The sequence below is a fragment of the Nocardia sp. CA-136227 genome (genome assembly GCF_050955695.1).
In the GTDB taxonomy this organism is placed as follows: Bacteria; Actinomycetota; Actinomycetes; order Mycobacteriales; family Mycobacteriaceae; genus Nocardia.
This window is the reverse complement of the sequence record NZ_CP192081.1, coordinates 2,068,806-2,090,435: the sequence shown is the minus strand read 5'-3', so window position 1 is coordinate 2,090,435 and position 21,630 is coordinate 2,068,806. Positions and strand designations below refer to the sequence as shown.

The following is a 21,630-nucleotide window of genomic DNA, read 5'->3' as shown; positions in this document are numbered from 1 at the left end:
CCGGTGGATCACCGGGCGGCTCGTTTCGCGATGCAGGGGTCAGGCGGCTACCCGCTCCCGACCGGGAGTCTTTGCCGCCGAACCCTTTTCGACCTCACCGAAGCCGGGACGGCCGCTGCCGATGAATGCCACCAGCCACGACAGCACCGCGGCGAAGCGGTTGCGGAAGCCGACCAGGTAGAACAGGTGCACCGCCAGCCAGGTCACCCAGGCCACGAAACCGGTGAACTTCACCTTGTCGTTCAGCTTGGTGACGGCGTTGAAGCGGTTGATCACCGCCATCGAACCCTTGTCCCAGTACCGGAACGGGGTGGCGGCGGCCTTCTTGCCGCGGATGATGTCGGCCACGTGGCGGCCCTCCTGCATGGCGACCGGCGACTGGCCGGGGTAGCCGTTGAGGAAGGTCATGTCACCGATGGCGAAGATGTCGGCGTGACCGCCCACGGTGCAGTCCGGGTTGATGAGAAGACGTCCGGCGCGGTCGGTTTCGCAGCCGGTGGCCTCGGCCAGCACCTCGGCGAAGCCGCCCGCCTGCACGCCCGCCGACCAGACCACGGTCTCGGCCGCGATGCCGCGCTCCACGCCGTCCTTGCTCTTGACGGTGACCTTGCCGTCCTCGATATCGGTCACGAAGGTGTCGACCAGCACCTCGACACCGCTCTGCTCCAGCGACTGCTTCGAATACTCCGACAGCCGGCCACCGAACGGCGGCAGCACCACGCCCGCACCCTCGACCAGAGTGACCGTGTCCTCCAGGTGGAAGTACCGCTTCGCGAGTTCCTTCAACTGACCGGCGACCTCGACGCCGGTCGCGCCCGCGCCCACCACCACGAAGCTCAGCAGCCGGCGGCGGGTCTCCGGGTCGGCGGTCTTGGCCTGCTCGAAGACGCGCTCGATCTGCGCGCGCAGGGCGCGGGCGTCATCGATGGTCTTGAGCGAGAACGTCTTGTCCGCGAAATCGTCGCGACCGAAATAGGACTGGCTGGCGCCGGTCGCCGCGATCAGCTTGCCGTAGCGGATCTTGCGCGGGCCCTCCGGCGTCTCATAGGTGAGCACGGCGTTCGGTGCGTCGATGGCGGTGACCTTGCCCAACCGGGTCTCACCGTGCTTGTGCTTACGCAGGATGTTCGCGATCGGCGGCGCGATCTCGTCGGAGGCCAGCACACCCGTCGCTACCTGGTACAGAAGTGGCTGGAAGAGGTGCTCGGGGGTACCCGAGATGAGGACGTAGCCGACTCCCGACTTGTTCAGCTGCTTGGCGGCGGCGAGACCTCCGAAGCCCGATCCGACGATGACGACATCGGCGGTTTCGATATCCGCCTCCACGTTGTACATGACTGCTCCCTTCTCTCATGACTAACCGTGATTCGGAACGCGGATGTTCCAGCTGTCAGGGCGCATAATCAAGATGACTCTTATCTACGTTGATCATGAATTGGAGAATGCGGTGGAGCTGCGCCAACTCGCCTACTTCGTGGCGGTCTGCGAGGAGCTGAGCTTCAGCCGGGCCGCGAGCCGCTGCTTCATCTCGCAGTCGGCTATCAGTCACCAGATCGCGCGGCTGGAACGCGACCTCGGCGTGAACCTCTTCGAACGCTCGACCCGATCGGTCGTTCCGACCGACGCGACCACTCGGCTACTTCCCCTTGCGAAGCAAATGCTGAGCCTCGAATCCGCCATTCGCGCAGCTGTGCGGGCCTCCGGGCCACGCATTCGCCTCGCAGCAAATATGAGCTTCGCAACTAGATCACTGTCCGCCATCGCGGGCGCGCGCGAGGCGCATCCGGGCGCGGAGATCGAATTCGTCATCAAACCGTTCCGGCAGCGGATCCAGGCGGTGGCCGACGGTGACTGTGATCTCGCCCTCATCCGCGGCAGCGTGGACCAGCCTGGACTGAGCGTCGAACAGCTCTGGCTGGAGGATCCGGTCATCGCGACCTCCACCGCGCACCCGCTCGTCACCCGCGGCGGCGACGTCACCCTCGCCGAACTCGGCGCCTATCCCCTGCTGCTCCCCCCGGAGTCCGAGCAGGTCCTGCTCCACAACGTGGTCCGCGCCGCCTTCGCCGACCTCGCCACCGGCCCGGTCTTCGGCCCGCCCATCCCGCCCGACCACACCGCCACCATGGAACTCATCAACCGCCCCGACGCCTGGACCATCCTCTACGCCGACAGCCAGACCGAGGGCATCGCCACCCTCCGCCTCACCGGCCACCCCCTCCGCATCCCCGTCTCCGCCGTCACCCGCGCCGAAGGCCGCACCTCCCCCATCGTCACCACCCTGCTGGCCGCCCTGCACAGCTCCTGAACGCCACGAACAGATCGTCGACCGGTCCTCGTCCAGCGGGACGCGAACCGGCGGCGCGCGAACAGTTCCGGCCGCAGTAGGTTTCGCTTCAGGCCAGCGCCGTCGCCACCGCGAGGTGCAATCGCAGGTCCCGCGGCTCCTCGTCCTGGATCGCCCAGACGATCTCCTCCATCGACCGCATGAACGCCCACGCGTGCGCGCGCTCGACTCGAACCCCGAGGGCCGCGGCCGTGCGTTCGACAACGGCCCGTGCGTGTTCCGGCGTCGGCTCGCTCTGCACTTGGATCATCACCAGGAACCCGGCGTCGAAGGCCGCCTCACCGAGGTACGCCTTCGGATCGATCAGCAGCCACGGCTCCCGCTCCGCCGCAACGATATTGCCCAGATGGGTGTCGCGGTTGACCACCAGCAGCGGACCGTCCGGCACCGCCAGCTCCGCGCCTCGCTCGGCGGCCCGTTCCAGCAGCCGCGCCGGAATTACTTCGGCGACAGCTACTTCCGGTTCACCGAACATCCCCGCCCACTCCGCCACCATCCCCGCGGCGGTCGGCAATTCCGGGAACCCCGCCGGCACCATTACCGGCTCCCGCCGCAGCCTGCGATACAACTCGCACGCCCGCTCAACCTTCGCGATGTTCTCCGGCCGTCCCTCGAGACTCGGAAACCCGGGCTGATACAGCAGTTCCGTCCCCGGCCGCGCCCACTCGAGCAGCATCGCCCCACTCACCGGATCGAATTCGTAGAGCCGTGCCGCCCCGTCCCCGCCATAGCAGTACAGCCCCGTAGGCTCCCCGAAGTTCTCCTCGTCGACCACCGGCACCTTCAGTACGGCGACCGACCCGTCCGCCCGGCGCACCGGCGCGACCCACGAATGCGTCCCACCGTCGAAACTCTCCCCGACGACCTCCAGCCCCCAAGCCCCGCACAGCTTCTCCACCACCCCCGGCAGTGCGGCCAGCCACCGCGGTCCCCGCTCCCCGAAGCTCCCCGCGATGTTCTCCGCCACCCCCGGCGGCAATGAGATCGACATCAGCCCACCCTGCCCGACCCCACACCGAATCGCCACGGGTGTCCGGCCACCGTGGCGATTCCCGCCCCTACAGGATCTCGCCCGCGCCGGGGTTGCAGACAGTGCCGCGACCCGACTACGTCGGACCGCGATCGGGCACGTCAGCCGACGTGCGGATGCAAGTTGACGGGGGCACAGATGTTGGTGCTGCCGAGCACCGAGCACAACACCAGAGTCTGCAAGTTGCCGAGCGCGTTGTTGGCCGAACCGCTCGAATCGCCCGTGGTGGGAATTCCGGGGAAGGTGGGGGGCGTCGAGGCTGCCGCCGCCTGCCCGGCACCAGCGGCCAGCGCCGCCGCGATGCCCGCTAGGGCGATGAATGTGCGCATGAGAGAAACCTTTCGACTGTGTACGCGGACGAGCCTCTAGCCGGTCCGGGTCGGGTCGTAGCCGCACAGCGTGAACGTGCAACTGAAGTCCACGCTGCCACCGCCAGGTAGCGGGGTCAGAGGTCGCGAGCTGCCGGTAGCGGGCTGCGAGGTTTGCGGGGGCAGGACAACCGGAGCGCTGGTGGTGATCGGGGCGGGCGGGGACAGCGGAAGCGGTTCGGCCGCAGCCGGACCCGCTGCGACGGCCAGTGCCGCGGCGATACCGGCCGTGGCAAGGAATATGCGCATGAAGCACCCTTCGGTGGAGCGCGGCCGGACCTTCCAGCCGCCGCCAGAAAGTTAATCGCTTCCATTTCAAAACAGGACCGGAATCCGCCTGCCCGATCGCCCCCAATTCCTTGGGCACGCCCGTAGCCGATCACCCTCCCGGGCACCGGGTTCAGGCCTCCGGCACCGCTGTTTCATGCACGGTCCGCCATCGGTAGGTGTGGCCGTCGGTGTTCAGAGCGGCCGTCACCGTGCGCTTGCCGGTGATCGCCTCGCCGACACGGTTCTCCGCCACGAAGCGCACGATGACGAGCTGACCGGCACGGGCGACCTCCGCGACGTCGGAGACCTCGATCTCCACGCCCGCCAGCAGGTTTCGGGCCGACCGGATACCCGCCAGGAACGCCTCCCGATCCACCGCCTGGCCGGTCGTCACCACCGAGGTGAACCGCTCGTCCACTTGCGCGGAGATCCGGTCGAACACCTTCGGCGCCGCATCGGACCCCAGCCATTCGGCGAGGTCGTAGTGGAAGGCCGAGACGATGCCGGTCAGGTCGACATCGTCTGCCGCATCGGCCTTCCCAGGGGCGAGCGGCGCAGCCCGCCGACGCCGAGGATCGAATCGCCCGAGCACCGTGTCATATTACGACGGTATGCCCGGCCTGACGTCGCTCCAGCAGTGGGAGTTGGTCAGGATGCACCAGATTCCGGCGATGCCGGCGGCGCTTTGCGTCGCACTCCCGGTCGAGCCACTGTCGGTGCCCGCGGTGTCGGTCGCCACCGGGGTTCCCGAGACATCGATCAACGGCAGCGGGGCGGCCGCGGCCGGGCCGATTCCGGCGAGCAGTGCGCCTGCGGCGAGGCCGGTGAGGATGAGAGTGCGCATGGGGCAAGGCCTTTCGTGAAGCGGCGGTCCGGGGATTCGGCCGGCCGCGACAACAACATAAAGGGGCATGTTTCAGAATTGGCCGGAATGCGGGGCTCCCCCGAGCCCTCAATTCCTTTGGCCCCCGAACCGAGGCCATGTGGAAAACGGTGTCCCGCAACGAAAAAGAATGTCCCCCGGCCGCGATGGCCGGGGGACATTCACAACGCTCTCACCAGGTGGTGGATCAGCCCTTGTGGGCCTTGACCGCCTCGGTCAGCTGCGGGGCGACGTTGAACAGGTCGCCGACGATGCCGTAGTCCGAGATCTCGAAGATCGGGGCCTCTTCGTCCTTGTTGACGGCCACGATGGTCTTCGAGGTCTGCATGCCGGCGCGGTGCTGGATGGCGCCGGAGATGCCCAGGGCCACGTACAGCTGCGGGGAGACCGTCTTACCGGTCTGACCGACCTGGAACTGGCCCGGGTAGTAGCCGGAGTCGACGGCGGCGCGGGAAGCACCGACGGCGGCACCGAGGGCGTCGGCCAGCGGCTCGACGACCTTGCCGAAGTTGTCGGCGGAACCGACACCACGGCCACCGGACACCACGATCGCGGCCTCGGTGAGCTCGGGGCGGTCGCCGCCCACGTTCGGCTCACGCGAGATGACCTTGGTGACGCCCTCTTCCTGCGCGGGCAGCTCGACGGCGACCTTCTCGCCGGCGGCGGCCTGCGGAGCGGCCTCGACGGCGCCCGGACGGACCGAGATCACCGGCACGTCGCCGGTGGCCTTGGCATCCACGGTGAACGCGCCACCGAAGATGGAGTGCTGCACCGAGCCGTCACCGTTCACGGCGATGACGTCGATCAGCAGACCGGAACCGATGCGGGCGGCCAGGCGACCCGACACCTCCTTGCCGTCGGCGGTGGCGGCGACCAGGATCGCGCCCGGGGCGACGGACTCGGACAGGCCGGCCAGCACGTCGACCTTGGGGGTGACGAGGAAGCCCTCGGCGTCATCGCCCTCGGCGACGTAGATCTTCTCGGCGCCGGCCGCGGCCAGCGCGTCGCCCAGCTTGTCGGCGGTGCCGGGGGCACCGACGACGACGGCGGCCGGGGTGCCCAGCGCGCGGGCGGCGGTGAGGAGTTCGGTGGTGACCTTCTTGGGCGCACCTTCAGCGTGCTCCACGAGCACGAGTACTTCTGCCATTGTTCTTTCTCCTGAAGTTCGTTCGCTCGGGGGCGGTCTTAGATGATCTTCTGACCAACGAGGTAGGTGGCGATCTGGTTGCCGCCCTCGCCCTCGTCGACGATCTTCGCGCCCGCCGTGCGCGCCGGCTTCGGGGTCACACCGGTCACCTGGGTGCCGGCGTTCGCAACGCCCACGGTCTCCGGGTCGACGCCCAGATCGGCCAGGGTGAAGGTCTGAACTTCCTTCTTCTTGGCGGCCATGATGCCCTTGAAGGACGGGAAGCGCGGCTCGTTGATCTTCTCGGTGACCGAGACGATGGCCGGCAGGGTGGCCTCCAGCTTGAAGACGCCCTCGTCGGTCTCGCGCTCGCCGGCGATGCGCTCGCCGTCGACGGTCAGCTTGCGGAGGTGGGTCAGCTGCGGCAGGCCCAGGTACTCGGCGATGATCGCCGGAACGGCGCCCGCGCGACCATCGGTGGCCTCGTTGCCCGCGATGACCAGCTCGATGCCCTCGATCTGGCCCAGCGCGGCGGCCAGGATGTAGGAGGTCTGCACAGCGTCCGAGCCGTGGATGGCCGGGTCGTTGATGTGGATGGCCTTGTCCGCGCCCATGGACAGGGCCTTGCGGATGGCCTCGGTGGCCCGATCGGGGCCGGCGGCCAGCACGGTGACCTCGCCGCCCTGCGCCTCCTTGATCAACAGCGCCTCCTCGACGGCGCGCTCGTTGATCTCATCGAGGATGGCGTCGGCGGCCTCGCGGTCGAGGGTGTAGTCCCCGCTGGTGAGCTTGCGCTCGGACCAGGTGTCGGGAACCTGCTTGATCAGTACGACGATGTTCGGCATGGGTCTTCGTCGACCTCCTGTTCTGGTGGCACTGGGTATGGCGGTCGCACGAGTTTTGCCGTACGTCCACAAGTAGCTCGTTCGGGAGATTACCCTACGTTAAGTTACTCGTGGGTAACTTAGCGTGTGACTTTCTGCATCGGTTGATCCGGTCGCGGGTGTGATATGCGCAACCGCTAACGTCGGAGCAATGAGCGAGGCCGTGAGACCTGTTGAAAACCACACCGATCCCTTGCCGCTGACCGGCGAGCGGACGGTGCCCGGCATCGCCGAGGAGAACTACTGGTTCCGGCGCCACGAGATCGCCTACGTGCGCATGCTCGACCGTTGCGCGGGCAAGGTCGTGCTCGAGGCGGGCAGTGGAGAAGGCTACGGGGCCAATATGATCGCCGGGGTCGCCGCGCGTGTCACCGGCCTCGACTACGACGACAGCGCGGTCGCGCACGTGCGCGCCAAGTACCCGCGCGTGGAAATGGTGCAGGGCAACCTGGCCGACCTGCCGCTCGACGACGCCTCGGTCGACATCGTGGTGAACTTCCAGGTCATCGAACACCTGTGGGACCAGGCGCAATTCCTGCGCGAATGCCTGCGGGTGCTGCGGCCCGGCGGCAAGCTGCTGATCTCCACCCCGAACCGGATCACCTTCTCCCCCGGCCGCGACACCCCGCTCAACCCGTTCCACACGCGTGAGCTCAATGCCGCCGAGATGACCGAACTGCTCGTCGAGGCCGGTTTCACCGTCGAACTGATGGCGGGCATCTTCCACGGGCCCGAACTCGTGGCGCTGGACGAGAAGTGGGGCGGGTCGATCATCGACGCGCAGATCGAGCGGGCGCTGGCGGGCGAGCCGTGGCCCGCCGACCTGGCCGCCGACGTGGCCGCGGTGACAATCGACGACTTCGCGCTGCTCGCCGACTCCGAGCGCGACATCGACGCCAGCCTCGACCTGCTGGCCGTCGCGGTGAAGCCGTGACGGACGCGAATTCGCCGGTGCCGGGCCAGTTCACGCTGGTCCTGCACTCGCACCTGCCGTGGCTGGCCCATCACGGGCGCTGGCCGGTCGGCGAGGAATGGCTCTACCAGTCCTGGGCCGCGTCCTACCTGCCCGTCGCGAAAGTGCTCAGAACCCTTGCCGCCGAAGATCGTTCGCACCTGATCAGCCTGGGCATCACGCCGGTGCTGGCCGCGCAGCTGGACGACCCGCACTGCCTCGAGGGCATGCACCACTGGCTGGGCAACTGGCGGCTGCGCGCCGACGAGGCCTCCATGGCGGGCAATGTCGCGCTCGGTCGGCACGAACACCGGCTCGCCGCAGCCGCTCTCGACGATTTCGAGACCCGCTGGATGCACGGCGCCTCGCCGGTGTGGCGCGAGCTCATCGACGCCGAGGCCATCGAATTGCTGGGCGGGCCGCTGTCGCATCCGTTCCAGCCGCTGCTGGATCCGCGGCTGCGCGAGTTCGAACTGGTCGAGGGCCTGGCGGACGCGCGGGCGCGCTGGGGGCACACGCCGTCGGGCATCTGGGCGCCCGAGTGCGGGTTCACGCCGGGCATGGAGCAGACCTACGACAAGGTCGGCATCTCGCACTTCATGGTGGACGGACCCGCGCTGCGCGGCGACACCACGCTCGGCCGGCCGGTGTGGGATTCGGATGTGGTGGCGTTCGGCCGCGATCTCGCGGTCAGCTACCGCGTCTGGTCGCCGAAATCCGGGTACCCAGGACAGCCCTACTACCGTGATTTCCATCACTATGACCACGCCACCGGATTGAAGCCCGCGCGGGTCACCGGTAAGACCGTGTCGGGTCCCGACAAGGCTCCTTATGATCCCGAGCTCGCCTCGGCGGCCATCGGCAAGGACGTCGCCGACTTCGTGGCGACCGTGCGGGAACGGTTGATCTCGGAGTCGGAGCGCATCGGCCGGCCCGCCCTCGTGGTCGCCGCCTTCGACACCGAATTGTTCGGCCACTGGTGGCACGAGGGCCCGCAGTGGCTCGAGCAGGTGCTGCGCGCACTGCCCGAGGCCGGGGTCACCGTCGGCACCCTCGCGGACGCGCGGGCCCGCGGCTACGTGGGCGAACGCGTCGAATTGGCCGATTCCTCCTGGGGTTCGGGCAAGGACTGGCGGGTGTGGGCCGGGGACCAGGTGTCCGATCTGGTCCAGCTGAACGCCGAGGTCGTGCGGCTCGCGTTGGACACCCTCGACAAGATGCGGGTGGACGCCGGAACGGTCGAGAACACCCGATACGGGTTGCGCGACACGGTTGCCGATCAGCTGCTGCGGGAGGCGATCCTGGCCGTCTCCAGCGACTGGGCGTTCATGGTGTCGAAGGATTCGGCGGCCGGGTACGCGCGTGATCGAGCCCATGAGCACTCGCACGCCGTGCGCGAGATCGCGGCCGCGGTGACGGCCGGGCAACTCGCCAAAGCGGGTCAGTTGGCGGCAGGATGGTACGCGGCCGACGGACTCTTCCCCGCGCTCGATGCGCGCAGGCTCGGCCCCGCTTCAGAAGGACCCGCATGAAGATCTTGATGGTGTCGTGGGAGTACCCACCCGTCGTAGTCGGTGGGCTGGGCCGCCACGTCCATCACCTGGCCGTCGAGCTGGCCGCCGCCGGGCACGAAGTCGTCGTGCTGGCGCGCCGGCCGATGGGCACCGACGCCACCACCCACCCGACGCACTCCTTCATCGAGGAGGGCGTCCTGGTGGTGGCGGTCGCCGAGGATCCGCCGGTGTTCGACTTCGGCGAGGACATGCTGGCCTGGACCCTGGCCATGGGTCACGCCATGGTGCGGGCCGGGATCGCGTTGAACAAGCCGGGCATCGGCGAGGGCTGGACCCCCGACGTGGTGCACGCCCACGACTGGCTGGTCGCGCACCCGGCGATCACGCTGGCCGAGTACTACGACGTGCCGCTGGTGTCGACCATCCATGCCACCGAGGCGGGCCGCCACAGCGGCTGGGTCTCGGGTCGGGTGAACCGGCAGGTGCACTCGGTGGAGTGGTGGCTGGCCCACGAATCCGACGCGCTCATCACCTGTTCGGAGTCCATGAAGGACGAGGTGCACCGGCTCTACGGGGCCGAGAAGGTGCCGATGACGGTGATCCGCAACGGAATCGACGTGGGCGCGTGGACCTTCCGCGAACGCGCCCCCCGTTCCGGACCGCCGCGGCTGCTGTACGTGGGCCGGCTCGAATACGAGAAGGGCATCCAGGACGCCATCGCCGCGCTGCCGCGCATCCGCAAGGCGCATCCGGGCGCCACGCTCACGGTCGCCGGTATCGGCACCCAGTTCGACTGGCTGCGTGAGCGCGCCCGCGCCCACCGCGTCGCGCGCGCGGTGAGTTTCATCGGCAAGCTCGACCACACCGATCTGCTGGGCTGGCTGCACAGCGCCGACGCCATCGTGCTGCCCAGCCGCTACGAGCCCTTCGGCATCGTGGCCCTCGAGGCCGCCGCCGCGGGCACCCCGCTGATCACCTCCACCGCGGGCGGGCTCGGTGACCTGGTCACCGACGGCGTCACCGGCGCCTCGTTCGAACCGGCCGACGTGAACGGCGTTGCGGAAGCGGTCATCTCGGTGCTCGACGACGCGACCGCCGCGCAGGAGCGCGCCTGGGCCGCCCGCGAGCGCCTCACCGCCGACTTCGCCTGGGATGTGGTGGCGCAGGAGACCGCGCTGGTCTACCAGGGCGCCAAGCGCCGGGTCCGCAACCCGGTCGGCCGTCCGGTCATCTCGGAACGTCCACTGCCGGAACGGGATCCGAACCAGCCGTACTGAGCGGTGACGCTCGGGTTTTTCCCTCGGGCACGTCTGCGCCTCGAATTGGAACGAGTTCTAATCCGAGGCTCGGATCCGACCCGGGTCAGTTGAACGAGCAGCCCGGATTCGGCGCGTCCTCCGACAGCGGACTCCCCGCGGGCAGCACATAGAGCACGTCGAGAATCTGCGACTCGGTCCCCAGATTCCGTTCCAGATGGACATTGCCGGTCCCGGCCCGCTCCACGAACGCCGTCCCCGCCCCGCCGACCTGATCGATCGCGCAATCGGGTCCGTAATGGCTCAGCTCGCCCTGACGCAGGACCGCGTACAGCGTCCCGTCGTGATAGTGCCAGCCGGTGGAACCGCCTGGGACGATGGTGATTTCGCGCAGAATGTAGTCGGTGTCCCCGATCGTGGTGCGCGAGATGATCACCCCCGTGACGCCGTCGGACGGTGTCGCGTGCGCGGTCGCCGCGAAGGACCCGACCAACGCGCAGGACGCCAGCGCGGCCAGTACAGCTCGAGAACCGAGAGTCACCCGGCCACGCTATCGCGCGCCACCGGTCGGCGAGAACCCCTAGGCGTCCATCTTTTTCAGGGTCTTCTGGACCGTCAGAAAGGTGCGGGTGGTCATGTCCTTGCCCCAGGCCTTCTCGATCGTGGACATGAAGCCGGTGGTGCTGGGATCGGTGTTGTCGATGACGGTGAGCAGAGCGGCGGCGGGCTCGTCGTAGCGGACGACGCGGACCGCGGAGCCCTCGAAATCGGGGATGGACTTCGGGTGCTCGCGCACGAAGGTGACCGTCAGATAGGTCTCGCGGCCGTGGGTGAGACCGGCGTAGGGATCGGAGTCGACCAGCTTCTGGAGCTGGGCCCGCGTGCGGATCAGCGTCCCGCCGGGGATGCCCAGTTCGGCGGTGAGCGCATGCTGGATGGTCGATTCCAGGGCGGCCACGTCGGTGTCGTCGGTCCGGAAGACCACGTTGCCACTCGCCAGCAGCGTGCTGACCTTCTCGAGACCCAACCCCTCGAAGACGCCGCGCAGCTTCTCGCCGCGCATATTGGGGTTGGTAGGCATGATCCCGCGCAGGAAGGCGGCGTAGCGGTGCATGGCCGTGAACCTACCTGCGCGGGGTGACAGTCAGGAGGCGGCGACGCCGCTCTTCTTGCGTTCGATGTCGGCGAGCGCCTCGAGATGGGCGGCGCGGGCCTCGGCGGCGGCGTCCCAGGTCTCCTTGCGGTTCTTCACGGCCCGGGCGGGCGCGCCGACGCAGATGGAGTAGTCGGGGTAGTCGCCCTTGACGACGGCGTGCGCGCCCAGCACACAGCCGCGGCCGACGCGGGTGGAGCGCAGCACGGTGACCTTGGCGGCGATCCAGGTGTCCGGGCCGATGCGGACCGGCGACTTCACGATGCCCTGATCCTTGATGGGCAGGTTGATGTCGTCGGTGACATGGTCGAAGTCGCAGATGTAGCACCAGTCGGCGACCAGGGTCGACTCGCCGATCTCGATGTCGAGGTAGGTGTTGACGACATTGTCCTTGCCGAACACCACCTTGTCGCCGATGCGCAGCGAACCCTCGTGGCAGCGAATGGCGTTGCCGTCGCCGATGTGCACCCAGCGGCCGATCTCCAGCCGGGACAGCTCGGGGGTGGCGTGGACCTCCACGTTCTTGCCCAGGAAGACCATGCCGCGCAGCACGATGTGCGGGTTGGCCATCTTGAACTTGAACAGCCGGTAGTAGCGCACCAGGTACCAGGGCGTGTAGGCGCGATTGGCGAGGGCCCACTTCAGAGACGCGGGCGTGAGGAAACGGGCCTGCTCCGGATCCCGGCGGCGCGAACCCCGCCAACGCGAGCGCAGCGGTGCGCCCCACATGCTCGTCACGAACTACTCCCTGTGTTCACCGGTCGTTTCAACGAGGGTATCCGTCCCCTTCCACGGGCACGAAAGTAGGCTGTGCTCCGGCTGCGGCAACGGCAGGGGCCCGGCTGTGGCAACCCGGCGACAATCCTCAGACTTCCGTACTGGCAGAAGGGACACCAGCAGGTGCGAAACGGCAGGCGGCGGACCGGACGTGATCGACGCTCGAGCACCGGGTCCAAGGTGCTGGCCCTCGCGGGCGCCGGGCTGTTCGCACTGACGGGGTGCGCGTACGGCAGTACCAAGGTCGACGATATCGGCGTCGGCCCCGGCAAGGGCTGGCCGATGGCGTTCGGGGATGCCCGCAACAGCGGGTCCAGCTCGGTCACCGGGTCACGGAATCTGGCGCTGAATTGGTCTCGGCCCGTGGGCGGTCCGGTCGCGCAGCCGGTCACCATCGGCGGCGACGGGCAGCTGTACGTCACCACCCGCGCCACCGGCTGCAACATTGTGTCGTTCCAGATGCCGACGGGCCGTAAGCGTTTCTGTAATCCACTGGGTCCCAGCGCCGTCGACGGCGGCGCGGCGGTGGACGGCAGCGGCAACGTGTACGTCGGCGACGACGGCGCGGTGAAGTCGTTCAACAACCTCGGTCAGCCGCGCTGGCGCACCCCCGCCGCCGGGACGCCGGTGTCGGTGCAGTTCACCGGGGACGGGAAGGTCCTGTCGGTCACCCAGTCCGGACAGGTGGACGTCCTGATCCGGCAGACCGGCGAACGCCAGGTCCCGACCTTCCAGCTGCTCGGCGAACCCGACTTCCTGGCCAACCCGTCGCTGAGCCGGCCGCCGGACGGGCAGGGCCTCGACGACTGCGCCACCGGCGGACCGCAGTGCCCGATCGCGAATGTGTCCGCGGTGGACCAGAAGTCGGGCCGCTTCTACGCGACCGTGTGGAAGCCCGGTGACAGTCAGGCCGCGTTGGTGGCGCTCACCTACAACGGCAGAGAGGTCCGCGTCGACTGGGACGCGAAGCTGCTCGAACAGGGCAGCGCCACCAGTCCCGCGCTCTCGGCCGACGGCTCGACGGTCTACGTCGGCGACAACACCAACCGCCTGATCGCCATCGACGCCGCCACCGGCAAGACGAAATGGACTCGGGACCTGGGCTTCCCGGCGCGGGGCGGCATCTCCGTCGCGGACGGCCTGCTGGTGCCCGCCGGCGACGAGGGCCACCTGGTGGCACTGCGCGATCAGGGCGACACGGCCGAGATCGCCTGGGAGCGCAAGGATCTCGAACTGCGCGGCCGCCCGGTCCAGACCGCGGGCGGCACCGGCTACACGGTGGCCCCGATCGGGGACAAACTGACGCTGGTCACCTTCGACACCCGCAATGGCGCGACGGTGCAGTCCAACGATCTTCCGGGCGCGGAGGGCACCACCGTGGCGACCGCCGTGGGCAGCAAGGGCGAGGTCGTGGTGGCCACCCGGATCGGCGAGCTGTTCGTGTTCAAGCCGGAGACGAAGTAGCCCCGTCCGCGCGCAGCGTCAGCGCGTAGGCGTCGACATTGGCCGCGACCCGCCGCAACAGGTCCAGCAAGGTGCCGTAGTCGTCGGCGCTGAGGCCCTCGGTGGCGGCCGCGCGCTGAATCCGGATGCGCTCCCACAGGTTCGCGTGCGCGGCGACGCCTTCCGGGGTCAACGCGTAGGTCCCCGCGTTGTCCCGGGCGACCCAGTCCCGACCCTCCAGCGCGCCGACATACGGTGCGGCCGTGGGGTCGTGGGCGTCGAGGTACGGGGACAGCGCGACATCGAGGCCCGCGGTGTCGAGCGGGCCGTCGGCGAGCGTGTGCAGGGTCTGCCAGTGGCGGCGGAGCAGGCCCTCGGCGGCCAGGAACGCGGCGAAATTGCCTTCGAGGGTCTGGTCGATGTGCTTGAGCCAGTAGCCCAGGAACTTCGGTGCGTCGGACATGATCGTCTCCTAATACTTGTAAAAGTACATGTGTATGTATTTTAACAAGCGATTGTAGAATGACAAGGGTGAAGGACAGCGACCCCGCGATCGTCGCCATCGAGCGCGCCATGGTGGCCATTCGCCGCAGCCAGAGCAGGCGCGCACTGAACAAGCTCGCGGCCCGCGCCGGAGGCCCGGCCGTGGATCCGACCCTGTTCGGCGTGCTCGACGCCGTCGAGGCCCGGGAGGGCGAGGTGGTGGTCACCGATATCGCCACCGCCCTGGGCGTGGACCAGCCGCGGGCCAGCCGGCTGGTGGCGCGGGCGGTCGCCGAGGGTCTCGTGGAACGACGGGCCGATCAGGTCGACGCGCGACGCGTCCACCTGTACCTCACCGCCTCCGCGCGCACGACCCTGGACCGCGCCCACGCGAATCGGCAGGCCGCGCTCGATGCCGCGACCGCCGGCTGGCCGGACCGCGACCGCACCGAATTCGCCCGGCTGCTCACCCGATTCGTCGCCGACTTCGAGACGGCCACCGCCGACCGGCCGGACGACGCCCGGTAGCGATCAGTCCGGGCGGACCGATTCGAGGACGGTGGCGGCCCGCTCGAGCAGGTCGATGAGCGCGGCGCGCTCGGCCGCGGTGAACTCCGCCGCGAGCGCCCGTTCGACCGGGACCGCGCGTTTGTCGGCCGCCCGCATGACCTTGCGACCCTCGTCGGTGAGCCGGGTCTCCAGCACATTGCGATGCCACTCGTGCGGCGTGCGCTCGATGAGGCCGCGCTCGCGCAGATTGGTGAGCACCGTGTTCATGGTGGGCGGGGTGACGCCGCAGCGGCGGGCCAGTTCGGCGGCGGAGATGCCCGGGTTCTCACTGAGGACGTAGAGGGCCGCGTACTGCGGGATGGTCACGGCCGCGGGCTTGAGGGCGGCGTTCTTCGCGCCCATGAGCGCCTGCTCGGCGCGCTTGATATAGGTCCCCAGGCGCTCTTCGACCGGCATCGACGTCACCCCGGCATGATAATCCACCCCCTTGTTCGAACCTTGACGATCATTAGAGCTCTAATCTATCTTCGCTCTCGTATTCCGATGTCATCTCTACCGTCTCGAAAGGCATGCGCATGTCCCACAGCGTGATTCCCGAGAAGTACACCGACCTGCTCACCCGGCCCCTGTTCGCGCACCTGGCCACGCTGAATCCCGACGGCACCCCGCAGGTCACCCCGATCTGGCAGATCTGGGACGGGGAGTTCCTGCGCTTCACCACCACGACGACCCGGGCCAAGCACCGCAATACCGCCCGCGACCCGCACGTGGCGGTCAGCATCAACGATCCCGAAGCGCCGTACCGCTACCTGGAGGTCCGGGGCGTCGTCGAACGCGTCGACACCGATACCGAGGGAGAGTTCTTCGACGTCCTCGCGCAGCGCTACGGACTCCCCTACGAGAAGCCCGTGGGCGACCACCCCGATCGTGTCGTGCTGGTGATGCGGCCGACCCACGCCACCTATCAGGGCTGAGGCCCTACGGGGTCGCGCAGAGGAAAACCGTTGCGGCGCGGCCGATTCTGGTGACAACGAGGGTGTGCGGCACCGAGCCGCGGGGTTTGATGCGGGCACGCAGGGCGTCGGGGTCGATATCGACGCCGCGGGTGAGGATTTCGAGAGGGCCGCAGTCGCGGCGGTGGAGTTCGGCGCGCAGGGGCTTCTCGCGGAATTCCATGCGGTCCAGGACGCGGAAGCCACGGACGCCGTCGGGAACCTGGTCGCCGGTGAGATAGGCGATGCGGGGATCCAGTTGCCACAGGCCGTGTTTCGCGGCGTAGTGGCGGACCAGGCCCGCGCGGACGACGGCGCCGTCCGGATCGATGATCCACTCCCCCGGCTCGCGTTCGGGGATGTCGTCGGGGGCGGTGTCGGTGAGGGTCCAGGGATCGGCCGTCGCGGACAGGACCGTCGCGCGGCGGGTGACGCCCGGTTCGGTGAGACCCGGTGACCACAGGCAAGCTTCGCGGACGGCGCCGTCGAGGGAGACCACCTCGACCTCGCCCGACCAGCCCAGGGTGTCGAAATCCAGTCCGGGAGCGCACTTCACGGCGAGGTCGCGACCGGAGTAGGCGGTGAGCAGATCCGGCAGCGGCGGCTGGAGTTTGGCCGGATCGTGGGTGCGGCGGCCATCGGCGCGGCGGGCGGGATCGGCGATCACCACCTCGGCGGTGCTGCACGGAACCAGCGCGTCGGCCTTGGCCAGCAACACATTTCGCGCGCCCGCGTTGTGCGCGGCCATGGCCAGCCGGATGTCGTCGAGGTCGCTGCCGATGACGGCGGGACAGACCGCCGCGAGCGCGGCGAGTTCCGCGCCGATCGAGCAGGTGACATCGTGCACGGTGCGCCCGGCCAGCCGTTGGGCGCGCTGCGCGGCCACCGCCGACGGGGTCGCCTGCTGGAGGGCGTCGTCGGTGAACAGCCAGTCCCCGGCGCCGGCCAGTTTGACGGTGGCCCGGCGGCGCAGGCGGACGGTTTCGACCAGGGCCGCGGACCGGCCGCCGTGCCCGCGGCGGATGCGCTCCAGATCCTTGAGGAGCGAGGCGGAGGAAAGCGCGAAATCGCCCACCTCGGCCAGGGCCGCCGCGCCGGCGGCACTGGAGAGGTAGGCGATGTCGTCGCGAGTGAAGGCGTAGCCCACGGGGTTTCGCGGAGTCGGCCTACTTGGCGGACGCGCCGGGCTTCACGCCGGTGATCATGGCGTTGTAGAAGAACTGGCGGGGCACCACGTGGCGCAGCACCTTCTCGTCGAGGGCGGAGAACGCCAGCCACGCCTTGTACTGGGCCATGCGGTAGCCGATGGTCAGCTTCTCCTCGGGCACGGCGGCCTCGAAGGTGCGGACCGGCCAGCCCCACAGGGCAGCGGCGAATTCCTCGGTCTTGGCCTGCACCTCGACGGCGCCCGCGCTGCGGGCCATCTTCTCCAGGTCGGAGGGGTCGAAGGTGTGCAGGTCGACGACGGCCTCGAGGGCCGCGGCGCGCGAGGACTCGTCGAGCTCGGACTGCGGACGACGCCAGCCGCTCAGGAACGGCAGCTTGGTGACCGTGGTGGTGACCTTCCAGGTGACCTGGCCCAGGCGACGCGCGTAGATGTTGCCGATGGTGGTCGGCTCACCGGCGAACACGAAGCGACCGCCCGGCTTCAGCACGCGCAGGCACTCCTTGAGCGCGAGTTCCACATCGGGGATGTGGTGCAGCACGGCGTGGCCGACGACCAGGTCGAAGGTGTCGTCCTCGTAGGGGATGGTCTCGGCGTCGGCGACGCGGCCGTCGACGTCGAGGCCCAGGTTCTGGCCGTTGCGGGTGGCGACCTTGACCATGCCCGGCGACAGGTCCGTGACCGAGCCGCGCTCGGCCACGCCCGCCTGCATCAGGTTCAGCAGGAAGAAGCCGGTGCCGCAGCCGAGTTCGAGGGCCCGCTCGTAGGGCAGCTCGGTGCTGGGCGCGACGGCGTCGAAGCGACCCTTGGCGTACTCGATGCAGCGCTCGTCGTACGAGATCGACCACTTGTCGTCGTAGGTCTCGGCTTCCCAGTCGTGATACAGGACCTGGGCGAGCTTGTTGTCGCTATACGCGGCCTGGACCTCGGCCTCGGTGGCGTGCGGGTTCGGCGCGGGGTCTTCAGGACCAACTGTCATGCAGGCAAGCCTAATGAATAGCCCGGTGAGCGGTGTTATCGGGCCACTGAACGACCGGTGAACGGGATCGCATCCGGTCCGTCGACCAAATAAGAACGTGTTCCAAGCTGCTGATCTTCGGTTCCGAACAGGTCAGCCCACTCGCGGCGGGCCCGATCATGACCATGTGTACCGGCCTCGAAGACCCGTTTCGCGGCCGCGATCGCGGCGCCCGGACCACCCACGAACTGCCCGGCCCAGCGCAGTGCGGCGGCGAACACATCGTCGGGCGCGACCACCTCGTCGACCAGGCCCAGCGCCGCGGCCTCCTTCGGATCCACGAAGCGTCCGCTGTACACCAGATCCTTGGCGTGCGACGGCCCGATCAGCAGGCTCAGCCGGCGGATGCCCGCCAGCGGGATCAGCCCGGCCTTGATCTGCGGCAGGCCCAGTTTCACGTTGTCGCCGATGATGCGGCGATCGGCCGACAGCGCCAGTTCCAGGCCCGCGCCCAGCGCGTAGCCGCTGATCGCCGCGACCGTCGGCTGCGGCAGCCGGGCCAGGCAGCCCAGCGCCGACTGGAAGTCGGCCACCATGGCCTGCGCCTGCTCCGGGGTGAGGCGGGCCAGCTCGGCCATCTCGTCACCCGCGCTGAACACCCGCGCGTCGCCGTAGACCACCACGGCCGCGATCGACCCGTCGGCCGCGATCTCGTCGGCGGCGGCCGCCACCTCGAGCGCCACCTGCAGATCGATCAGATTCATCGGGGGGCGGGCGATGCGGAGCACCGCGACACCCTCTGCCACGCCCCGGTCCACGGTCACGAATTCGGCCACAGCCGATCACCCTACTTCGAGCCCTGGGTATGGTGTCCCTCCGCCCGTGCGGGCGTGCTCGATCGTGGAGTTCTTATGCGTGACATGTGGTGCCCCAGCTGCGACTCGACCCTGCCGGTCGTAGCGAGCCGATGCCCCTTCTGCTCGGCGGAGCGCCCGCCCGAACCCGAACCCGAACAGCCGCCGTCGTATTGGCTGCGCGTGTTCGTGGTGGCACTGATCCAGGTCGGGCTACCGATCGCGGTCGGGGTCGGGATCCAGGCCCACGTGGTGGCCGCGGCGGCGGCGCTCGGATTCGCGGTGAGCGCCATGCTGTGGAGCCTGGTGTGGGCCGCGGCCACGCCGCAGGACTGAGCTACCGACCTACTCGGGTCGCTGTGAGCCCCGGATGCGGGCGTTCTCCGGCAGTTCCGCGAAGTAGCGGTCCGCGTGCGGGAAGGCCAGCGCCGGGCCCTCGGCCTCGGGATCGTAGACCGGCATGATCGGGACGATGGTCCGGTCGGCGGCGAGAATCTCGGCGGTGGAGGCGAATTCGCCGAGCGCCGCGAGCTGGGTCCAGGTCGGCGGCAGCAGCACGTCCAGGCCCTCGTGCCAGCGGCGGATGGCCTCGGCGGGCGTGCACCAGGTGACGACCTCGGCCTCGGAGGTGGCGCCGTCGGCCAGCTGGCCCTCCGGCAGCACGGCCACGAAGAAGCGGGTGTCGTAGCGGCGCGGCTCGATCACCGGGGTGATCCAGTTGTCCCAGGGGCGCAGCAGGTCGGCGCGCAGCACCAGGTTCTCGCGGGTGAGGAATTCGGCGAAGGACAGTTCGCGGCGCTCCAGCTGCCCGCGCGCCTCGGCGTAGACGGCGGTGTCGGTGACCACGGTGTCGGCGGTCGGACCGGCCAGCAGCACGCCGCATTCCTCGAAGGTCTCGCGCACGGCGGCGCAGATCAGCGCCTGGGCACGGCCCGCGTCGATGCCGAATCGCTCGGCCCACCAGGCGGCTTCGGGCCCGGCCCAGTCCAGGGCGACCGACGCGTCGGAGGGGTCGACGCCACCACCGGGGAAGACGGTCATCCCGGCCGCGAAGGCCATGCCGCCGACGCGGCGCTGCAGGAACACCTCGGGCCCGTGCGCGCCGTCGCGCACCAGCATGACCGTGGACGCGTCCTTGACCGGGCGCGCGGCGGGCTGGGATCCGGGCTGTGCAACTGTCTCGCTCACATTCCGCACCATAACCCTTACCCGAGCGAAATAACATCGGCCCCGATTCACTCGGTCAAATGGACTGATCCGGTGCGGGTTTCGATGACGGGCGGCCCGGCGGGATCCGGATGCCGGGTCCAGGTGCCCTCGACCTTCCCGGTCCGGTAGTCCTGCACCTGGCTGACCACGGCCCCGGAATCGTCGGTCCAGGTAACCAGGAAAATGCCCGCCTCGATGGGCGCGACCGCGACCGGGGTATTTGTCCGGCGTCCGGTGTCGGCGGCGGTGTAGGTGAGGCTGCGGCCGTCCGCGGCGAAGGTGATGGTGCCGCCCGAGCCGACGTCATAGGTGAGCTGCGCGGTCTTCCCGTTCAGGTCCGCGGGCACTGCAGCCTTGCCCAGCGTCTCGGCGGCATGCGACTTCGAAACCTGCTGGGCCGCTGGCGGATCGGCCACGCAGCCGGTGGCGGCGAGCGCGACGGCGAGGACCGCGAGGGCGCCGGTGCCCCGGGACGCGATAGGACCGGTCGCCCGGTCTGCGATGGCACCGATGGTCCGGCCCACGGCCAGCTCCCTCCGTCAGCGGCAGTTGCGGACAGTTTGCCCGGCATCGCCGACGGACGCAATCGCAGCGCGCCGAGGTGTCGTGGGAGGACGTCAGCGGTTGCGATGCCGCCCGAAACGCTGGCTGCGGCGCGCGAAGTAGCGGCCGTCGATGCGGTCCAGCTGGATCGACTGCCGGAACGCCTCGCTCAGGTTCTCCGAGGTCAGCACATCGGTGAGCAGACCCTGCGCGACCACCGCGCCCTCGTTGAGCAGCAGCCCGTGGGTGAAGCCCGGCGGGATCTCCTCCACGTGGTGGGTGACCAGCACCGTGGCGGGCGCGTCCGGGTCCGCGGCCAGGTCGCCGAGACGCTCGACCAGTTCCTCACGGCCGCCCAGATCGAGTCCGGCGGCCGGTTCGTCGAGCAGCAGCAGTTCCGGGTCGGTCATGAGCGCGCGGGCGATGAGCACGCGTTTGCGCTCGCCCTCGGAGAGGGTGCCGTAGGTGCGGTCGGAAAGGTGTTCCGCGCCCAGGCTTTCCAGAATGTCGATGGCCCGGTCGGTATCCATGTCGTCGTAGCGCTCGCGCCAGCGGCCCATGACCGCGTAACCCGCCGAGACGACGAGATCGGCGACCTTCTCGTCGATCGGCACCCGGCTGGCGATGGCGGCGGAGGAAATTCCGATACGCGGGCGTAGTTCGTTGATATCGACCCGGCCCAGGGTTTCGCCGAGCAGATTGGCGATTCCGGAGGTGGGGTGCATTTCGGCGGCGGCCATCCGCAGCAGTGAGGTCTTGCCGGCGCCATTGGGGCCGAGCACGACCCAGCGTTCGTCCAATTCCACCTGCCAGGTGACCGGACCCACCAAGGTATGTCCGGAACGTCGGACGGTGACGTCGCTGAAATCGATGAGCAGATCGGGATCCGGTTGCGGCACGGGGTCCATCTTGG

General features: G+C 69.1%; 27 protein-coding genes. 8 read left to right on the top strand and 19 right to left on the bottom strand.

The features are described 5' to 3' along the window. Positions 1 to 39: 39 nt before the first annotated feature. Entirely contained in the window at positions 40 to 1,335 is a 1,296-nt protein-coding gene (locus tag ACQP06_RS09335; RefSeq protein WP_433671852.1) for an NAD(P)/FAD-dependent oxidoreductase, read from the bottom strand. A gap of 112 nt (positions 1,336 to 1,447) precedes the next feature. Between ACQP06_RS09335 and ACQP06_RS09330 the strand changes: the two genes are divergently transcribed. Beyond that, positions 1,448 to 2,308: a LysR family transcriptional regulator gene (locus ACQP06_RS09330; RefSeq protein ID WP_433671851.1), complete on the top strand. Its 861-nt coding sequence runs from the start codon at positions 1,448 to 1,450 to the stop codon at positions 2,306 to 2,308. Positions 2,309 to 2,396: 88 nt separating this feature from the next. Here the strand turns inward: ACQP06_RS09330 and ACQP06_RS09325 are convergent, their stop codons facing one another. From ACQP06_RS09325 to ACQP06_RS09295, 7 genes are all read right to left on the bottom strand, one after another. Then, the gene (locus ACQP06_RS09325) at positions 2,397 to 3,338 is read right to left on the bottom strand and encodes an aminoglycoside phosphotransferase family protein (protein ID WP_433671850.1); all 942 of its coding nucleotides are present in this window, start codon (positions 3,336 to 3,338) and stop codon (positions 2,397 to 2,399) included. Positions 3,339 to 3,478: 140 nt separating this feature from the next. Then, the gene (locus tag ACQP06_RS09320; protein WP_433671849.1) at positions 3,479 to 3,706 is read right to left on the bottom strand and encodes a hypothetical protein; all 228 of its coding nucleotides are present in this window, start codon (positions 3,704 to 3,706) and stop codon (positions 3,479 to 3,481) included. A gap of 36 nt (positions 3,707 to 3,742) precedes the next feature. Beyond that, positions 3,743 to 3,994: a hypothetical protein gene (locus tag ACQP06_RS09315; protein WP_379474723.1), complete on the bottom strand. Its 252-nt coding sequence runs from the start codon at positions 3,992 to 3,994 to the stop codon at positions 3,743 to 3,745. Positions 3,995 to 4,145: 151 nt separating this feature from the next. Further along, positions 4,146 to 4,607 (bottom strand): hypothetical protein, encoded by a 462-nt coding sequence (locus tag ACQP06_RS09310; RefSeq protein WP_433671848.1) that lies wholly within the window; start codon positions 4,605 to 4,607, stop codon positions 4,146 to 4,148. A gap of 9 nt (positions 4,608 to 4,616) precedes the next feature. After that, positions 4,617 to 4,859 carry a hypothetical protein gene (locus ACQP06_RS09305; RefSeq protein WP_433671847.1) on the bottom strand — a complete coding sequence of 81 codons (243 nt, stop codon included), beginning with the start codon at positions 4,857 to 4,859 and terminating at the stop codon, positions 4,617 to 4,619. A 226-nt stretch (positions 4,860 to 5,085) separates the two neighbouring features. After that, positions 5,086 to 6,045: an electron transfer flavoprotein subunit alpha/FixB family protein gene (locus tag ACQP06_RS09300; protein WP_433671846.1), complete on the bottom strand. Its 960-nt coding sequence runs from the start codon at positions 6,043 to 6,045 to the stop codon at positions 5,086 to 5,088. 38 nt (positions 6,046 to 6,083) lie between these two features. Beyond that, on the bottom strand, positions 6,084 to 6,869 hold the full coding sequence (locus ACQP06_RS09295; protein WP_357096241.1) for an electron transfer flavoprotein subunit beta/FixA family protein: 786 nt from the start codon (positions 6,867 to 6,869) through the stop codon (positions 6,084 to 6,086). A 190-nt stretch (positions 6,870 to 7,059) separates the two neighbouring features. Here ACQP06_RS09295 and ACQP06_RS09290 point away from each other — a divergent pair, with 190 nt between their 5' ends. Genes ACQP06_RS09290 through ACQP06_RS09280 form a run of 3 tightly spaced genes read left to right on the top strand, consistent with a single transcriptional unit; the run spans position 7,060 to position 10,651 of the window. Further along, complete coding sequence (locus ACQP06_RS09290; protein ID WP_433671845.1) at positions 7,060 to 7,842, top strand: class I SAM-dependent methyltransferase; 783 nt, start codon at positions 7,060 to 7,062, stop codon at positions 7,840 to 7,842. Beyond that, positions 7,839 to 9,392: a 1,4-alpha-glucan branching protein domain-containing protein gene (locus ACQP06_RS09285; protein WP_433671844.1), complete on the top strand. Its 1,554-nt coding sequence runs from the start codon at positions 7,839 to 7,841 to the stop codon at positions 9,390 to 9,392. The genes ACQP06_RS09290 and ACQP06_RS09285 overlap by 4 nt, the downstream gene beginning before the upstream one ends. Beyond that, positions 9,389 to 10,651 carry a glycosyltransferase family 4 protein gene (locus ACQP06_RS09280; RefSeq protein WP_433671843.1) on the top strand — a complete coding sequence of 421 codons (1,263 nt, stop codon included), beginning with the start codon at positions 9,389 to 9,391 and terminating at the stop codon, positions 10,649 to 10,651. Before ACQP06_RS09285 ends, ACQP06_RS09280 begins: the two co-directional genes overlap by 4 nt. 85 nt (positions 10,652 to 10,736) lie before the next feature. On the opposite strand, the gene ACQP06_RS09275 is transcribed toward ACQP06_RS09280, so the two are convergent. The 3 genes from ACQP06_RS09275 to ACQP06_RS09265 are packed head-to-tail and all read right to left on the bottom strand — an operon-like array spanning position 10,737 to position 12,521. Continuing rightward, positions 10,737 to 11,171 (bottom strand): cupin, encoded by a 435-nt coding sequence (locus tag ACQP06_RS09275; protein ID WP_433671842.1) that lies wholly within the window; start codon positions 11,169 to 11,171, stop codon positions 10,737 to 10,739. 39 nt (positions 11,172 to 11,210) lie between these two features. After that, positions 11,211 to 11,744, bottom strand: a complete 534-nt coding sequence (locus ACQP06_RS09270; protein ID WP_433671841.1) for a DUF1697 domain-containing protein — start codon at positions 11,742 to 11,744, stop codon at positions 11,211 to 11,213. Positions 11,745 to 11,774: 30 nt separating this feature from the next. Then, positions 11,775 to 12,521: an acyltransferase gene (locus ACQP06_RS09265; protein WP_433671840.1), complete on the bottom strand. Its 747-nt coding sequence runs from the start codon at positions 12,519 to 12,521 to the stop codon at positions 11,775 to 11,777. A 162-nt stretch (positions 12,522 to 12,683) separates the two neighbouring features. Between ACQP06_RS09265 and ACQP06_RS09260 the strand changes: the two genes are divergently transcribed. Continuing rightward, positions 12,684 to 14,024: a PQQ-binding-like beta-propeller repeat protein gene (locus ACQP06_RS09260; RefSeq protein ID WP_433671839.1), complete on the top strand. Its 1,341-nt coding sequence runs from the start codon at positions 12,684 to 12,686 to the stop codon at positions 14,022 to 14,024. Here the strand turns inward: ACQP06_RS09260 and ACQP06_RS09255 are convergent. After that, entirely contained in the window at positions 14,005 to 14,466 is a 462-nt protein-coding gene (locus ACQP06_RS09255; RefSeq protein WP_433671838.1) for a MarR family winged helix-turn-helix transcriptional regulator, read from the bottom strand. The two genes, ACQP06_RS09260 and ACQP06_RS09255, sit on opposite strands and share 20 nt — an antisense overlap. 68 nt (positions 14,467 to 14,534) lie before the next feature. Here ACQP06_RS09255 and ACQP06_RS09250 point away from each other — a divergent pair, with 68 nt between their 5' ends. Beyond that, positions 14,535 to 15,014, top strand: a complete 480-nt coding sequence (locus tag ACQP06_RS09250; protein ID WP_433671837.1) for a MarR family winged helix-turn-helix transcriptional regulator — start codon at positions 14,535 to 14,537, stop codon at positions 15,012 to 15,014. Positions 15,015 to 15,017: 3 nt separating this feature from the next. On the opposite strand, the gene ACQP06_RS09245 is transcribed toward ACQP06_RS09250, so the two are convergent. Next, on the bottom strand, positions 15,018 to 15,452 hold the full coding sequence (locus ACQP06_RS09245) for a MarR family winged helix-turn-helix transcriptional regulator (RefSeq protein ID WP_357279973.1): 435 nt from the start codon (positions 15,450 to 15,452) through the stop codon (positions 15,018 to 15,020). Between the two features lie 119 nt (positions 15,453 to 15,571). On the opposite strand from ACQP06_RS09245, the gene ACQP06_RS09240 reads away from it, so the two are divergent. Continuing rightward, positions 15,572 to 15,970, top strand: a complete 399-nt coding sequence (locus ACQP06_RS09240; protein ID WP_433671836.1) for a PPOX class F420-dependent oxidoreductase — start codon at positions 15,572 to 15,574, stop codon at positions 15,968 to 15,970. A 4-nt stretch (positions 15,971 to 15,974) separates the two neighbouring features. Here the strand turns inward: ACQP06_RS09240 and ACQP06_RS09235 are convergent, their stop codons facing one another. The 3 genes from ACQP06_RS09235 to ACQP06_RS09225 are packed head-to-tail and all read right to left on the bottom strand — an operon-like array spanning position 15,975 to position 18,947. After that, positions 15,975 to 17,135: a THUMP-like domain-containing protein gene (locus ACQP06_RS09235; protein ID WP_433671835.1), complete on the bottom strand. Its 1,161-nt coding sequence runs from the start codon at positions 17,133 to 17,135 to the stop codon at positions 15,975 to 15,977. Between the two features lie 19 nt (positions 17,136 to 17,154). After that, positions 17,155 to 18,132 (bottom strand): class I SAM-dependent methyltransferase, encoded by a 978-nt coding sequence (locus ACQP06_RS09230; RefSeq protein WP_357096273.1) that lies wholly within the window; start codon positions 18,130 to 18,132, stop codon positions 17,155 to 17,157. A 35-nt stretch (positions 18,133 to 18,167) separates the two neighbouring features. Next, on the bottom strand, positions 18,168 to 18,947 hold the full coding sequence (locus ACQP06_RS09225; RefSeq protein WP_433671834.1) for an enoyl-CoA hydratase-related protein: 780 nt from the start codon (positions 18,945 to 18,947) through the stop codon (positions 18,168 to 18,170). A 75-nt stretch (positions 18,948 to 19,022) separates the two neighbouring features. Between ACQP06_RS09225 and ACQP06_RS09220 the strand changes: the two genes are divergently transcribed. Then, positions 19,023 to 19,301, top strand: a complete 279-nt coding sequence (locus ACQP06_RS09220) for a hypothetical protein (protein WP_433671833.1) — start codon at positions 19,023 to 19,025, stop codon at positions 19,299 to 19,301. 9 nt (positions 19,302 to 19,310) lie between these two features. Here ACQP06_RS09220 and ACQP06_RS09215 read toward each other — a convergent pair whose 3' ends face one another. The 3 genes from ACQP06_RS09215 to ACQP06_RS09205 all read right to left on the bottom strand — a co-directional run bounded on the left by ACQP06_RS09215 (position 19,311) and on the right by ACQP06_RS09205 (position 21,625). Then, positions 19,311 to 20,084, bottom strand: coding sequence for an NUDIX hydrolase (locus tag ACQP06_RS09215; RefSeq protein ID WP_433673275.1), 774 nt, complete (start codon positions 20,082 to 20,084; stop codon positions 19,311 to 19,313). A gap of 116 nt (positions 20,085 to 20,200) precedes the next feature. Then, positions 20,201 to 20,698 carry a MoaF-related domain-containing protein gene (locus tag ACQP06_RS09210; protein WP_357096280.1) on the bottom strand — a complete coding sequence of 166 codons (498 nt, stop codon included), beginning with the start codon at positions 20,696 to 20,698 and terminating at the stop codon, positions 20,201 to 20,203. A gap of 93 nt (positions 20,699 to 20,791) precedes the next feature. Further along, positions 20,792 to 21,625, bottom strand: coding sequence for an ABC transporter ATP-binding protein (locus ACQP06_RS09205; protein ID WP_357096283.1), 834 nt, complete (start codon positions 21,623 to 21,625; stop codon positions 20,792 to 20,794). Positions 21,626 to 21,630: the final 5 nt, after the last annotated feature.